The sequence below is a fragment of the Streptomyces ambofaciens ATCC 23877 genome, assembly GCF_001267885.1.
Taxonomy (GTDB): domain Bacteria; phylum Actinomycetota; class Actinomycetes; order Streptomycetales; family Streptomycetaceae; genus Streptomyces; species Streptomyces ambofaciens.
Map to the genome: position 1 here is coordinate 3,825,550 of NZ_CP012382.1, position 13,460 is coordinate 3,839,009.

The 13,460-nt window shown below is 71.2% G+C and carries 13 protein-coding genes and 2 tRNA genes; 5 read left to right on the plus strand and 10 right to left on the minus strand.

The window, feature by feature from the left end; all coding sequences use genetic code 11:
- The first annotated feature begins 104 nt into the window (after window positions 1-104).
- Together SAM23877_RS17000 and SAM23877_RS17005 are read left to right on the plus strand one after the other, a co-directional pair.
- Window positions 105-1,199, plus strand: a complete 1,095-nt coding sequence (locus SAM23877_RS17000; protein ID WP_053133509.1) for a Leu/Phe/Val dehydrogenase — start codon at window positions 105-107, stop codon at window positions 1,197-1,199.
- Window positions 1,200-1,510: 311 nt separating this feature from the next.
- On the plus strand, window positions 1,511-1,762 hold the full coding sequence (locus SAM23877_RS17005) for a DUF3073 domain-containing protein (protein ID WP_053133512.1): 252 nt from the start codon (window positions 1,511-1,513) through the stop codon (window positions 1,760-1,762).
- A gap of 75 nt (window positions 1,763-1,837) precedes the next feature.
- On the opposite strand, the gene purM is transcribed toward SAM23877_RS17005, so the two are convergent.
- The 10 genes from purM to purS form a co-directional block, all read right to left on the minus strand.
- Window positions 1,838-2,905, minus strand: coding sequence for a phosphoribosylformylglycinamidine cyclo-ligase (gene purM, locus SAM23877_RS17010; protein ID WP_053133514.1), 1,068 nt, complete (start codon window positions 2,903-2,905; stop codon window positions 1,838-1,840).
- 45 nt (window positions 2,906-2,950) lie between these two features.
- Window positions 2,951-4,477, minus strand: coding sequence for an amidophosphoribosyltransferase (purF, locus tag SAM23877_RS17015; protein WP_053133517.1), 1,527 nt, complete (start codon window positions 4,475-4,477; stop codon window positions 2,951-2,953).
- Window positions 4,478-4,539: 62 nt separating this feature from the next.
- The gene (locus SAM23877_RS17020; RefSeq protein ID WP_053133519.1) at window positions 4,540-5,328 is read right to left on the minus strand and encodes an META domain-containing protein; all 789 of its coding nucleotides are present in this window, start codon (window positions 5,326-5,328) and stop codon (window positions 4,540-4,542) included.
- A gap of 55 nt (window positions 5,329-5,383) precedes the next feature.
- Window positions 5,384-6,181, minus strand: coding sequence for a maleylpyruvate isomerase family mycothiol-dependent enzyme (locus tag SAM23877_RS17025; protein ID WP_053133522.1), 798 nt, complete (start codon window positions 6,179-6,181; stop codon window positions 5,384-5,386).
- A 10-nt stretch (window positions 6,182-6,191) separates the two neighbouring features.
- Entirely contained in the window at window positions 6,192-7,427 is a 1,236-nt protein-coding gene (locus tag SAM23877_RS17030) for a hypothetical protein (protein WP_053133524.1), read from the minus strand.
- 72 nt (window positions 7,428-7,499) lie between these two features.
- A complete protein-coding gene (locus SAM23877_RS17035) occupies window positions 7,500-8,348 on the minus strand; it encodes a M23 family metallopeptidase (protein ID WP_053133527.1) in 849 nt (282 codons plus the stop codon).
- A gap of 27 nt (window positions 8,349-8,375) precedes the next feature.
- Entirely contained in the window at window positions 8,376-8,858 is a 483-nt protein-coding gene (locus SAM23877_RS17040; RefSeq protein WP_053133530.1) for an ArsR/SmtB family transcription factor, read from the minus strand.
- A 199-nt stretch (window positions 8,859-9,057) separates the two neighbouring features.
- Window positions 9,058-11,316 carry a phosphoribosylformylglycinamidine synthase subunit PurL gene (gene purL, locus SAM23877_RS17045; protein WP_053133533.1) on the minus strand — a complete coding sequence of 753 codons (2,259 nt, stop codon included), beginning with the start codon at window positions 11,314-11,316 and terminating at the stop codon, window positions 9,058-9,060.
- Window positions 11,313-11,993 (minus strand): phosphoribosylformylglycinamidine synthase subunit PurQ, encoded by a 681-nt coding sequence (gene purQ, locus SAM23877_RS17050; protein WP_053133535.1) that lies wholly within the window; start codon window positions 11,991-11,993, stop codon window positions 11,313-11,315. The genes purL and purQ overlap by 4 nt, the downstream gene beginning before the upstream one ends.
- Window positions 11,990-12,262 (minus strand): phosphoribosylformylglycinamidine synthase subunit PurS, encoded by a 273-nt coding sequence (purS, locus tag SAM23877_RS17055; protein ID WP_053133538.1) that lies wholly within the window; start codon window positions 12,260-12,262, stop codon window positions 11,990-11,992. Before purS ends, purQ begins: the two co-directional genes overlap by 4 nt.
- A gap of 339 nt (window positions 12,263-12,601) precedes the next feature.
- Here purS and SAM23877_RS17060 point away from each other — a divergent pair, with 339 nt between their 5' ends.
- The 3 genes from SAM23877_RS17060 to SAM23877_RS17070 all read left to right on the plus strand — a co-directional run bounded on the left by SAM23877_RS17060 (window position 12,602) and on the right by SAM23877_RS17070 (window position 13,319).
- Window positions 12,602-12,919 (plus strand): histone-like nucleoid-structuring protein Lsr2, encoded by a 318-nt coding sequence (locus tag SAM23877_RS17060; protein ID WP_053133541.1) that lies wholly within the window; start codon window positions 12,602-12,604, stop codon window positions 12,917-12,919.
- 175 nt (window positions 12,920-13,094) lie between these two features.
- A tRNA-Gly gene (locus tag SAM23877_RS17065) sits at window positions 13,095-13,166 on the plus strand.
- An 80-nt stretch (window positions 13,167-13,246) separates the two neighbouring features.
- Window positions 13,247-13,319: transfer RNA gene (locus SAM23877_RS17070), tRNA-Gly, on the plus strand.
- Window positions 13,320-13,460: the final 141 nt, after the last annotated feature.

A 13,460-nucleotide genomic window follows, 5' to 3' on the forward strand; every position in this document is an offset into this window, starting at 1 on the left:
TGTGCGGCGGGCGGACACCGCCAGGCTCTAATCTCATGCCAAAGTCCCCGCCACCCGCACGGGGACCCGTCTCCACCCGCCGCACCTACACAGGAGTCACCACCGTGACCGACGTAACCGGCGCACCTGCTGATGTCCTCCACACCCTGTTCCACTCGGACCAGGGGGGTCATGAGCAAGTCGTGCTCTGCCAGGACCGTGCCAGCGGCCTGAAGGCCGTCATCGCCCTCCACTCCACCGCCCTGGGCCCCGCGCTGGGCGGTACGCGCTTCTACCCGTACGCGAACGAGGCGGAGGCCGTCGCCGACGCGCTGAACCTCGCGCGCGGGATGTCGTACAAGAACGCCATGGCCGGCCTCGAGCACGGCGGCGGCAAGGCCGTGATCATCGGCGACCCGGAGCAGATCAAGTCGGAGGAGCTCCTCCTCGCCTACGGCCGCTTCGTCGCCTCGCTCGGCGGCCGGTACGTCACCGCCTGCGACGTCGGCACGTACGTCGCAGACATGGACGTCGTGGCGCGCGAGTGCCGGTGGACGACGGGCCGCTCCCCCGAGAACGGCGGCGCGGGCGACTCCTCCGTGCTCACCGCCTTCGGCGTCTACCAGGGCATGCGGGCCTCGGCCCAGCACCTGTGGGGCGACCCGACGCTGCGCGACCGCACCGTCGGCGTGGCGGGCGTCGGCAAGGTCGGCCACCACCTGGTCGAGCACCTGCTCGCCGAGGGTGCCCACGTGGTCGTCACCGACGTGCGCAAGGACGTCGTGCGGGGCATCACCGAGCGGCACCCGTCGGTGGTCGCCGTCGCCGACACCGACGCGCTGATCCGGGTGGAGAACCTGGACATCTACGCCCCCTGCGCGCTCGGCGGCGCCCTGAACGACGACACCGTGCCGGTGCTGACCGCCCGCGTGGTGTGCGGCGCAGCCAACAACCAGCTCGCCCACCCGGGGGTGGAGAAGGACCTCGCCGACCGCGGCATCCTCTACGCGCCCGACTACGTGGTGAACGCCGGCGGTGTCATCCAGGTCGCCGACGAGCTGCACGGCTTCGACTTCGAGCGGTGCAAGGAGAAGGCCGCGCGGATCTACGACACCACGCTGGCCATATTCGCACGTGCGAAGGAGGACGGTATTCCGCCGGCCGCCGCGGCCGACCGGATCGCCGAGCAGCGGATGGCGGAGGCGCGCTCCCGGGTGTGATCCCGCGGTGATCGGGAAGGGGGCTTCGAAGGTTTGACCGGTACCCGCCGGGCGGCACTTGGAGAGAACTCTCACTTCTCCCGGCGGGTCGACCGCCGAAAGGTGGTTAAAATCGCCGTTGACCAGCGAGGACGGGGCGCCTCGAAGGTCCTGGGCGTAGCCACGTCCTGCGGGCGACGTACCGTATGGGCGTGGGCTCAGGTACCGTGGAAGCCCTACGGACCGGTCTCTCCGCGGAGAGCCCGTGCCGGACCATGAACGCGTGTCAAGACTCTGGGGCCGTCGAGCCCCGTCGTTGAGGGGGTCGAGCCATGGGGCGCGGCCGGGCCAAGGCCAAGCAGACGAAGGTCGCCCGCCAGCTGAAGTACAACAGCGGTGGGACTGATCTCTCCCGCCTGGCCGAGGAGCTGGGCGCATCGCCGTCGAATTCGCAACCGCCGAATGGCGAGCAATTCGAGGACGATGAGCAGGACGATGACGTGTACGCGCGGTACGCCGACCTCTATGGGGACGACGACCAGGACGAGGACGGCCAGTCCCCGCAACAGCGGCGCGGCGCTTGACCCTGCACGGAACACTCACCCGGTCGGTGACTCACGTCACCGACCGGGTTCTGTGCTACCCGAACGGCCGTCTTCTCAGCCGGCGTAGTCGCCGACGAGCGCGGCGCCCGTCGCGTGGTCGCCCCGGTCGGTGATCTCGCCGGCCACCCAGGCGTCCACGCCGCGGTCGGCCAGGGTCGTCAGGGCCACGTCCGTCGACTCCTCGGGGACGATCGCGATCATGCCCACGCCCATGTTGAGGGTCTTCTCCAGCTCCAGGCGTTCCACCCGGCCCGTCGTACCGACGAGGTCGAAGATCGCGCCCGGGGCCCAGGTGGAGCGGTCGACGACGGCGTGCAGGCCGTCGGGGACCACGCGGGCCAGGTTGGCGGCGAGGCCGCCTCCCGTGACGTGGCTGAAGGCGTGGACCTCGGCGGTGCGGGTGAGGGCCAGGCAGTCCAGGGAGTAGATCTTGGTCGGCTCCAGCAGTTCCTCGCCGAGGGTGCGCCCGAGGCCGTCCAGGTGCGCGTCCAGGGCCAGCCCGGCCTCGTTCAGCAGGACGTGGCGGACGAGCGAGTACCCGTTCGAGTGAAGCCCGGAGGACGCCATGGCGATCACCGCGTCACCCTTACGGATGCGATCCGGGCCCAGCAGCCGGTCGGCCTCCACGACGCCCGTACCGGCGCCGGCGACGTCGAAGTCGTCCGCGCCGAGCAGACCCGGGTGCTCGGCCGTCTCGCCGCCCACCAGGGCACAGCCGGCCAGCACACAGCCCTCGGCGATGCCCTTGACGATCGCGGCGACACGCTCGGGGTGGACCTTGCCGACGCAGATGTAGTCGGTCATGAACAGCGGCTCGGCACCGCAGACCACGATGTCGTCCATGACCATGGCGACCAGGTCGTGGCCGATGGTGTCGTAGACGCCCAGCTGCCGGGCGATGTCGACCTTGGTACCGACGCCGTCGGTGGCGGAGGCGAGCAGGGGGCGCTCGTAGTTCTTGAGGGCGGAGGCGTCGAAGAGACCGGCGAAACCGCCGAGGCCGCCGAGGACCTCGGGGCGCTGTGTCTTCTTGACCCACTCCTTCATGAGCTCGACGGCGCGGTCGCCCGCCTCGATGTCGACGCCCGCGGCTGCGTAGCTGGCACCAGTTGTGTCAGACATGACGATGAGAACCTTTGTGTCGTACGGCAGGTGGTGCGGGCGGCGCTACGGACGACGGATGGCGTCGGCGGCGGCCGTCGCGGCGGGCCCGGCGGCCAGCTCGGTCTCCAGGAGCTGCTTGCCGAGCAGCTCGGGGTCGGGGAGCTCCATCGGGTACTCGCCGTCGAAGCAGGCGCGGCAGAGGTTCGGCTTGGCGATGGTGGTCGCCTCGATCATGCCGTCGATGGAGATGTACGCCAGGGAGTCGGCGCCGAGCGAGGTGCCGATCTCCTCGATGCTCATGCCGTTGGCGATGAGCTCGGCGCGGGTCGCGAAGTCGATGCCGAAGAAGCAGGGCCACTTCACGGGCGGGGAGGAGATCCGGATGTGGACCTCGGCGGCGCCGGCCTCGCGGAGCATGCGGACCAGGGCCCGCTGGGTGTTGCCGCGGACGATCGAGTCGTCGACGACGACCAGCCGCTTGCCCTTGATGACTTCCTTCAGGGGGTTCAGCTTCAGGCGGATGCCGAGCTGGCGGATGGTCTGCGAGGGCTGGATGAAGGTGCGGCCGACGTAGGCGTTCTTCACCAGGCCGTTGCCGAAGGGGATGCCGGAGGCCTCGGCGTAGCCGATCGCGGCGGGGGTGCCGGATTCCGGGGTCGCTATGACCAGGTCGGCGTCGGCGGGAGCCTCCGCGGCCAGCTTGCGGCCCATCTCGACGCGCGAGAGGTACACGTTCCGGCCGGCGATGTCGGTGTCCGGGCGGGCCAGGTAGACGTACTCGAAGACACAGCCCTTGGGCTTCGCTTCTGCGAATCGGGAGGTGCGCAGGCCGTTCTCGTCGATGGCGACGAACTCGCCCGGCTCGATCTCGCGGACGTAGGAGGCGCCGCAGATGTCGAGGGCGGCGGACTCCGAGGCGACCACCCAGCCGCGCTCCAGCCGGCCGAGGACCAGCGGGCGGATGCCCTGCGGGTCCCGGGCGGCGTAGAGGGTGTGCTCGTCCATGAAGACGAGGGAGAAGGCGCCCTGCACCTGGGGCAGCACCTTGCCGGCCGCCTCCTCGATGGTCAGCGGCTTGCCGTCGTCGTCGACCTGGCCCGCGAGGAGCGCGGTGACCAGGTCCGTGTCGTTGGTCGCCGCGACCCGCGTCGAGCGGCCGTCCTGCTTGGGCAGGTCGGCGACCATCTCGGCGAGCTGGGCGGTGTTGACGAGGTTGCCGTTGTGCCCGAGCGCGATGGAGCCCTGCGCGGTGGCACGGAACGTCGGCTGGGCGTTCTCCCACACGGACGCACCGGTGGTCGAGTAGCGGGCGTGTCCGACCGCGATGTGACCCTGGAGCGAACCGAGCGAGGTCTCGTCGAAGACCTGGGAGACCAGTCCCATGTCCTTGAAGACGAGGATCTGTGAACCGTTGCTGACCGCGATTCCCGCGGATTCCTGGCCTCGATGCTGGAGGGCGTAGAGCCCGAAGTAGGAGAGTTTTGCGACCTCTTCACCGGGAGCCCAGACACCGAAGACGCCGCATGCGTCCTGGGGGCCCTTCTCGCCCGGAAGCAGATCGTGATTGAGTCGACCGTCACCACGTGGCACGCCTTCGAGTGTAGGCGAGGTCGACCACTGGTCCGAATTGGGGACAGGGGCTCACGTGTGGATCACTGCTTGGCGTCGGCTCGGAGGGTGTCGCCGTCCTTGCTGGTCAGCGTGAGGGTTTCCTGATCGATGCGGTACTCGACCGGGCCGCCGAAGAACCGCAGCAACCGCTTCTCGGCGTCCATGAGTGAGCCTTCGCACATCATTCGGGTGGTGGACGGAGCGCCGAGGGTGATACTGCCGTCGCTGACGGTGGCCTTGGCGTTGACGTGGTTGCAGGGGAGGCGGCCGGCGACGGTCTTCGCGTCCCGGTCGAAGGTGAGGTGGGCGCGGCCCTTCTCCCCCGGGACCGTGACGGTCCACTCCGTGCCGTACAGGGACGCGTCCGCGGGTTCGCTCAGCCGGACGGTGTCGCCGTCCGAGGTGGTGAGCGTCAGGCGGTCGCCGTCGTTCTTCGGGGTGAGGGGGCCGGCGGTGAGGGCGCGGCCGAGGGACTTCTCGAAGTCCACGGGCGTCGTGGCGCAGGCCTTCTCGGTGAACACGGCGTCGCTGAGCCGGACGCGCTCGCCCTCGACGGCGGCGCGGGCGCTGAAGGTGTTGCAGCCGGTGCTGCCCTCCGCCTCGCCGTTGTCGTCGATCCGGACGCGCGCCGTGTCCGGCGCCTTGTGGGTGGTGCCGTCCACGGTGACGCTGTCGATGGCCCACCGGACGCCGGTCATGGGCCGTCCCTCGCCGACGGAGCCGCTGCCACCGTCGGCCTTCTCGCTGCCGCAGGCCGCCGCGAGCGGCACGAGCGCGGCGAGGGCTGCCACGGTCAGGGGGATGCTGCGCTGCTGCTTCTGCCTGTACATGCCGATTCGACGGACGTGCGGAGTGTCTGGTTCCCCTCTGCCCGGGTCCCGTTCCTCAGGCCAGCAGGGGCAGCAGCTCCCCGAGGTCGGCCCGCTCGCCGCTCGCGCGCACCTTCGCCCCGGTCACCGCGTCCTTCCAGGCCAGCCGTCCGGCGGCCAGCCGGACCCAGGTCAGCGGGTCGGTCTCGACGACGTTGGGCGGGGTGCCGCGGGTGTGCCGGGGTCCCTCCACGCACTGCACCACGGCGTACGGCGGGATCCGCACCTCGGTCGAGCCGCCGGGCGCCTTGGCGGCGAGCGCGTCGGCCAGCAGCCGGGTCGCGGCGGCCAGGGCCTGCCGGTCGTACGGGATGTCCAGGCCGGGCACGGCGGCGGCGAGGTCGTCGGTGTGGACGACCAGCTCGACGGTGCGGGTGACGAGGTAGTCGGCCAGCGGCAGGGCGCCCGCGCTGGTGGCCAGCAGCCGGGTGCCGGGGTGGGCGTCGAGGCGGTCGGTGAAGCGCCGCTCGACCTCGGCGAGGTGGGCGTCGAGGTCGGGGTGGTCGGCCGCGAGGCGCCGGGCCGTGGCGGCGATGGGGTCCGCGTCGGCGGCGACGGCGAACGGCCAGTCGAGCAGGCGGGCGTCCTGGCGCGCGGGTTCGGGCTCGTCGAGCAGCCGGTCCACGGCGGAGAGGGCCCTGCCGATGTGCGCGACCAGTTCCCGCACGGTCCAGTCGCCGAGCCGGGTCGGCAGAGCGAGCTGCTCGGGCGTGAGGCCGCGGACGGCAGTCCGTACGTGGGCGAACTGGGCCAGCACGGCGGTGCGGGTCCGGGCGGGGTCGTAGGCGCGGGCGCGTCTCCTGGCGGGCGGCATGGCGGTGAGCCTAGTCGGCCCTGAAGGCGGGCTTCTCGGGGAATACGAGGTCCGTGCAGTGGCGGCGGGCGGTGACGTCCTCGACGTAGGCGCGGAAGACCTGCTCCATGCGGGGGGTCACCAGCCTGTGGTAGCTCAGGGCGAGGCTCATGGTGTGGATCTGCGGTTCCCCGTCGCAGACGGAGGACGCCCACCAGATCGGGTCCTCGCTGCTGCGTCCGGCGCGGCCGGGGGTGGCGGGTTCCGGGTCCTCGCGCAGGTCGGTGCTGGTGAGCAGGACGTTCTTCGCGTCCTCGCCCGCGTACGTGTGGAGGGAGACGAACCACTGGCCGGGGCTGTCCGGGCGGATCAGGTACTCGTGGTCGTCCGCCTCGGCGAGGTACAGCGCGCCGGCGCGGCTTTCACCGAGCACGAGCCCGCACCGCTCGTCCCACAGCCGGTCGTCCGTGCGGCTCTCGACGACCTGGTCCGGCAGCTCCGGCCGGCGGGCGAAGCCGCCCTCGCGGTACCAGGCGCAGGTGCCCTCGGCGCGGGCGGCCGGGACCGGGCCCTCGGGCAGCGCGGGGACGTCCGCGGGCGGATCGGGCAGCCGGTCGGCGCAGCCCACGCGGCCGGCGAGGTTGTTGGCGGTGAGCACGGCGGTCTCGGCGAGGACGGCGCGGTCGTGCGCGCCGAGCTGGCCGCCGTCGGTGAACCGCGGCGCGGGGCTCTGCAGCGAGGCCCGGGCCCACAGGGCCTTCACCGGCCGGCCGTTCAGCCGGCCCCCGGCGCACGGCAGCTGGACGACGACGTCGGACTCCGTGACACGGCCCGCGATACCGCCGCCCAGCGGCTGGTCGGGGTGGGTGGGGCCGCCCCCGCTGTCGACGAGGTCCTCCAGCGGGCCGTCGGCGACCGTGGGGCGGTCGGCCGGCAGCACCCCCACGGCGCCGGTGAAGAACCAGCGCCCGCCCCGGTCCTCGCCGTTCTTCTCGCCGGCCTCGGTGCTGAAGATCTCGCAGTCCTGCGCGGTCCCGGCGCCGAGGTCGATCACGCCCTCCTCGGCCTGCCGGTGGGTGATCCTGCCGCCGGCCGGGGAGAGCGCCAGCACCCGCCCGGCCGGGACGAGGCCCGCGCAGGCCTCGTCGATCTGCCGCCGAGCGTCCCACACCCGCCCGATCTCGCGCCCGCTCCAGCCGATCGCCACGACGGCGGCCAGACACAGCAGGACGTTCACGGACCTGCGCACGCCGTCCGGCACCCGCATCGCTCCCCCGTTCCCCGTTCTCCCCGTCGCCCCGCGGCGCGGCCCCTCCCGCTCCGCGACCGCCCGACGAAGCTAACAGCCGCGGTGGGCGGGGTGGTCCGCCGGTTCGGCGACCTCGAAGAACTCGCCGCCTCGGGGGACCCCGACGCCGCGCCAGGTGAAGGGGACGCCCCGGGCGGTGTCCGGGTCGGGGCCGTCCATCAGCTGGAAGTGGACGTGCGGTTCGCTGGAGTTGCCGGAGTTGCCGCACCGGGCGAGCACCTGGCCGGCGCGCACCCGGTCGCCCTCGCGCACGGCGAACGAACCGCGCCGCACGTGGGCGTAGAGCGCGTACGTGCCGTCGCCGAGGTCCAGCACGACGTGGTTGCCCAGGATCCGGCGGACGCCGGCCATCTCGCGCACCGAGCCCTCGACGAGCATCAGGTACAGCAGCGCGGGCAGCGAACCGCGGCTGAAGTGGTCGCGCTGGCCGTCGTCGGTCCGTACGACCGTGCCGTCGGCCACCGCGTGCAGCGGCGCGCCGAACGCCGGGAAGTCGCGGTTGCGGCGCATCGGCGGCCACAGCGCCCGGAAACCGGGGCGGGCACCGGGCTCCGGCTCGGCGACCAGGTCGATGGCGAAGGTCTGGCCGTAGGCGTGGACGCCGTGGCTCGGGGTGCGGTCGGCCGGGCTGTTCAGCGCGGACCAGCGGCCGGTCACGGGCGGGTCGACCTCGACCGGCTCACGGGCGCAGCGCGGCGCGTCCGGGGCGCCGCCGCCCCAGCGGTTGACCACCGTGATCAGGACGTAGGCCAGGACCAGCGGCAGGAAGTCCCACCACAGCGGATACCCGAAGCCGAGGACGATGTGCGCGCCCACCAGGGCGATGAAGCCCAGTTGCAGGGCGCGAAAGACGATCATGGCGAGCTTGCGTGCGGACATGGTTCCCCCTTGCTCGTCGGGTCGTGCTCAGCCCCGGGCCGCCGACAGCACCACCAGCAGTGGTACGACCCGCCCCGGCGGCACCTCGTGGCGGCCCCGGCCGGTGGTGTGCAGCCAGCCGGCGCCGGTGAGCTGGCGCAGGTGGTGGTAGATCTGGCCGGTCGTGCCCACCTCGTCCAGCTCGGCCAGTTCGGCGGCGGTGCGCCGGCCGCCGAGTACCTCGCGCAGCAGTCGCAGCCGGACGGGATGCCCGAGCGCGGCGAACACCTCGGCCGATGCGGCCCAGTCGGCGTCCATCAGGCCCTCGGTCAGCGCCCCGTGCTGCCACTCGTACCGCTCTCCGGCCGGCAGTCGGACGGCCCCCGTGAACAGGACGCCGCCGTCGGCCGCCCGCATCTGTGCGAGCTGCTCCTTCAGTCCCTCCAGAGCCCAGAAGTCGCCCTCCCCGGGGCGGGGGGCGGGCCGGTCGGCGGACTCCAGTGCGGCGAGGCGCCGCTCGAGGTCGGCCACGCGTTGTTCCAGTCGCTCCACGCTTTGAGATTACGTAACTACGTAATCACGCGCAAGGGGTGGCCGCACGAGACCGGGTCAGCCGGGGGCATCGCACTCGGCACGGAGGTCCCCGAGGACCACGTGCGCCGAAACGCCCGAGGTCCCGCCCGGACCGACCGGACGGGACCTCGACCTTGCGTGGACTTCCGCGAACCTCTTACGCGAGCAGCGCCGGGATCGTCCCCTCGTGGACCTCGCGCAGCTCGGTCAGGGTGAGCGAGAACTCGCCCTGGACCTCCACCGCGTCCCCGTCCACGACACCGACGCGGGTGGCGGGCAGGCCGCGCGCGCCGCACATGTCGGTGAAACGGAGCTCCTCCGAGCGCGGGACGGCGACGACCGCGCGGCCCGCCGACTCCGAGAACAGGAAGGTGAAGGCGTCCAGTCCGTCGGGTACGACCAGACGGGCGCCCTTCCCCCCGAGCAGCGCCGACTCGACGACCGCCTGGACCAGACCGCCGTCGGACAGGTCGTGCGCGGAGTCGATCATGCCGTCGCGGGAGGCGGAGATCAGGATCTCGGCGAGCAGCCGCTCGCGCTCCAGGTCGACCTTCGGGGGCAGGCCGCCGAGGTGGTCGTGGACCACCTGGGACCAGGCCGAGCCGCCGAACTCCTCGCGCGTGTCGCCGAGGAGGTACAGCAGGTGCCCCTCCTCCTGGAAGGCGACCGGCGTGCGGCGGGCCACGTCGTCGATGACGCCGAGCACCGCGACCACCGGGGTCGGGTGGATGGCGGCCTCGCCGGTCTGGTTGTAGAGCGAGACGTTGCCGCCGGTCACCGGGGTGCCGAGCTGGAGGCAGCCGTCGGCCAGGCCGCGCACGGCCTCCGCGAACTGCCACATGACCGCCGGGTCCTCCGGCGAGCCGAAGTTCAGGCAGTCCGAGACGGCGAGCGGCTTGGCGCCGGTCGTCGCCACGTTGCGGTAGGCCTCCGCGAGGGCCAGCTGGGCGCCCGTGTACGGGTCGAGCTTGGCGTAGCGGCCGTTGCCGTCCGTGGCGATCGCGACGCCGAGGCCGGTCTCCTCGTCGACGCGGATCATGCCGGAGTCCTCGGGCTGGGCGAGGACGGTGTTGCCCTGCACGAAGTGGTCGTACTGCTGGGTGATCCACTTCTTGGACGCCTGGTTGGGCGAGCCCACCAGCTTCAGGACCTGGGCCTTCAGCTCCTCGGACGTCTCCGGCCGGGGCAGCTTGTTCGCGTCGTCGGCCTGGAGGGCGTCCTGCCACTCGGGGCGGGCGTAGGGGCGCTCGTAGACCGGGCCCTCGTGCGCGACCGTGCGCGGGTCGACGTCGACGATCTTGCCGCCGTGCCAGTAGATCTCCAGGCGGTCGCCGTCGGTCACCTCGCCGATGACGGTGGCGATGACGTCCCACTTCTCGCAGATCTCCAGGAAGCGGTCGACCTTGCCGGGCTCCACCACCGCGCACATGCGCTCCTGCGACTCGCTCATGAGGATCTCCTCGGGCGAGAGCGTGGAGTCGCGCAGGGGTACGTCGTCCAGGGTGACCCGCATGCCGCCGGAGCCGTTGGAGGCCAGCTCGGAGGTGGCGCAGGACAGGCCGGCCGCGCCCAGGTCCTGGATGCCGACGACCAGCTTCTCCCTGAACGCCTCCAGGGTGCACTCGATGAGGAGCTTCTCCTGGAAGGGGTCGCCGACCTGGACGGCGGGGCGCTTGGACGGCTTGGCGTCGTCGAAGGTCTCGGAGGCCAGGATCGAGGCGCCGCCGATGCCGTCGCCGCCGGTGCGGGCGCCGTACAGGATGACCTTGTTGCCGGCTCCGGACGCCTTCGCCAGGTGGATGTCCTCGTGCCGCATGACGCCGATGGCACCGGCGTTGACCAGCGGATTGCCCTGGTAGCAGGCGTCGAAGACGACCTCGCCGCCGATGTTGGGCAGGCCCAGGCAGTTGCCGTAGCCGCCGATGCCGGCGACGACGCCGGGCAGGACGCGCTTGGTGTCGGGGTGGTCGGCGGCGCCGAAGCGCAGGGGGTCGACGACGGCGACCGGGCGGGCGCCCATCGCGATGATGTCGCGGACGATGCCGCCGACACCCGTGGCCGCGCCCTGGTAGGGCTCCACGTAGGAGGGGTGGTTGTGCGACTCGACCTTGAAGGTGACCGCGTAGCCCTGGCCGACGTCGACGACGCCCGCGTTCTCACCGATGCCGACCAGCATGGCGTCGGACTGCGGGGCCTTCTCGCCGAACTGGCGCAGGTGGACCTTGCTGCTCTTGTACGAGCAGTGCTCGGACCACATGACGGAGTACATGGCCAGCTCCGCCCCGGTGGGACGGCGGCCGAGGATCTCCACGACCCGCTCGTACTCGTCCTTCTTCAGGCCCAGCTCGGCCCAGGGCAGCTCGACGTCGGGGGTCTCGGCCGCGTGCTCGACCGTGTCCAGAGGCGTCCGGCTCATGCGTTGACCAGCTTCTTGAGGATCGAGGTGAAGAACGGGAGGCCGTCGGTGCGGCCGGTGCCGATCAGCGGCTCGACGGCGTGCTCGGGGTGCGGCATGAGGCCGACGACGTTCCCGGCGGCGTTGGTGATGCCGGCGATGTCGTTGAGCGAGCCGTTGGGGTTGACGTCCAGGTAGCGGAAGGCGACGCGGCCCTCGGCCTCCAGCTCGTCCAGCGTGCGCCGGTCGGCGACGTACCGCCCGTCCATGTTCTTCAGCGGGATGTGGATCTCCTGACCGGCGCTGTAGTCGCTGGTCCAGGACGTGTCCGCGTTCTCCACCCGCAGCTTCTGGTCGCGGCAGATGAAGTGCAGGTGGTCGTTGCCGAGCATCCCGCCGGGCAGCAGGTGGGCCTCCGTGAGGATCTGGAAGCCGTTGCAGATGCCGAGCACCGGGAGGCCGGCCCTGGCCTGGTCGATGACGGTGTCCATCACCGGCGAGAAGCGCGCGATGGCGCCGGCCCGCAGATAGTCGCCGTACGAGAAACCGCCGCAGAGCACCACGGCGTCGACCTGCTTGAGGTCCTTGTCCTTGTGCCAGAGGGCGACGGGTTCGGCACCGGCGACGCGGATCGCGCGCTGCGTGTCCCGGTCGTCGAGACTGCCGGGGAAAGTGACGACGCCAATACGAGCGGTCACTTCACGGCTCCCGCGACTACGTCATCGGACTCGACCTTGACGGTGAAGTCCTCGATCACGGTGTTGGCGAGGAAGGATTCCGCAAGATCATGGATGCGGGCGAGGGCGGCGTCATCGACCGGCCCGTCCACTTCCAGTTCGAATCGCTTTCCCTGGCGTACGTCCGAGATCCCTTCGAAACCCAGCCGCGGCAGTGCGCGCTGCACCGCCTGGCCCTGGGGGTCGAGGATCTCCGGCTTGAGCATGACGTCGACTACGACGCGTGCCACTGGCACTCCCGGTGTGTGGTGCTGAGCAGGTTCCTTCAGACTACCCGTACAAAATTTCTACGCGCGTAGCATTGTAGGAAACTACGTGAGCCCCATCACGATCGGGCATCGGAAGGACGCCGCTTCGAAAAACTTCGGGAAAGATCCCGGATCGGGCTCGGCGGCCTATTGCGCGGCGGACACGCGGGGAGATTTAGTCGAGCTTCCCATTGCAATGCCGGGCACTGTACAAATGAAATGTCATTAGCCGATACTTTGCCCAATTACAGGCGAACAGTCGGCATCATCGCGACGTCCTGGCACGTCATCGCGAGGTGCCGCACGAAGGGACCGATATTCGTGGCGCAGCGTGTCGTGGTCACTCTCTTTGACGACATCGACGGCTCGGAAGCGGCGGAGACGATCGCCTTCGGTGTCGACGGCCGGATGTACGAGATCGACCTGAACGAAGCCAATGCCCGGAAACTGCGCACGGCCCTCGAGCCCTACGTGTCGGCCGGCCGCAAGCGGTCGCGCTCCGGCAAGGCGTACCGGCAGACGGAGGTCGCCCCCGACCCGGCGGCGGTCCGGGCCTGGGCGCAGGCGAACAAGATGGACGTGCCCGCGCGGGGCCGGATCCCGAAGAAGGTGTACGAGGCGTTCACCGCGGCGCAGTGAGCCGGGCGCGGCGAGCCGCTCTCGCCGGGGAGCGGGTCGCGCCCGCTCCCCGCACGGAGGCCGACGGCCGCTCAGCCGCCCCTCGCGGCAACCGACTTGCGCAGCACCCCGGGTGATCAGCTAAAGTCTGGAGCACGCCGAGGGGCGAGGCCGAAAGGCCCAGCTCACGGAACATGCGGGTGTAGTTCAGTAGTAGAACATCCCCCTTCCAGGGGGAAGGCGCAGTGTGCAATTCCTGTCACCCGCTCTGCATCGCCGTACCGATCAGCGTATTCGATCAGGTAGGCTGGTGCTCGCACCGATCGGTGAAGGCCGGTCGGGGGCAATGCGGACGTAGCTCAGTTGGTAGAGCGCAACCTTGCCAAGGTTGAGGTCGCGAGTTCGAGCCTCGTCGTCCGCTCGGGAATCAGACCCCGGTCCCTCGTGGACCGGGGTCTTTTCGTGTGCCCGCGACCGGGGAGCCGGGCGGTCGCCCCCCCCCTGACATTTGTCATGCCGGGTGATGACGGGCCGCACTGTCCCGCGGCCCGGGCCACCGGAA

What these genes read in the sequence shown, in the direction of transcription:
- SAM23877_RS17005 (WP_053133512.1), top strand. Translation starts at nt 1,511, where the DNA reads ATGGGGCGCGGCCGGGCCAAGGCCAAGCAGACGAAGGTCGCCCGCCAG.
- purM (WP_053133514.1), bottom strand. Translation starts at nt 2,905, where the DNA reads ATGTCTGACACAACTGGTGCCAGCTACGCAGCCGCGGGCGTCGACATC.
- SAM23877_RS17020 (WP_053133519.1), bottom strand. Translation starts at nt 5,328, where the DNA reads ATGTACAGGCAGAAGCAGCAGCGCAGCATCCCCCTGACCGTGGCAGCC.
- SAM23877_RS17025 (WP_053133522.1), bottom strand. Translation starts at nt 6,181, where the DNA reads ATGCCGCCCGCCAGGAGACGCGCCCGCGCCTACGACCCCGCCCGGACC.
- SAM23877_RS17030 (WP_053133524.1), bottom strand. Translation starts at nt 7,427, where the DNA reads ATGCGGGTGCCGGACGGCGTGCGCAGGTCCGTGAACGTCCTGCTGTGT.
- SAM23877_RS17035 (WP_053133527.1), bottom strand. Translation starts at nt 8,348, where the DNA reads ATGTCCGCACGCAAGCTCGCCATGATCGTCTTTCGCGCCCTGCAACTG.
- purL (WP_053133533.1), bottom strand. Translation starts at nt 11,316, where the DNA reads ATGAGCCGGACGCCTCTGGACACGGTCGAGCACGCGGCCGAGACCCCC.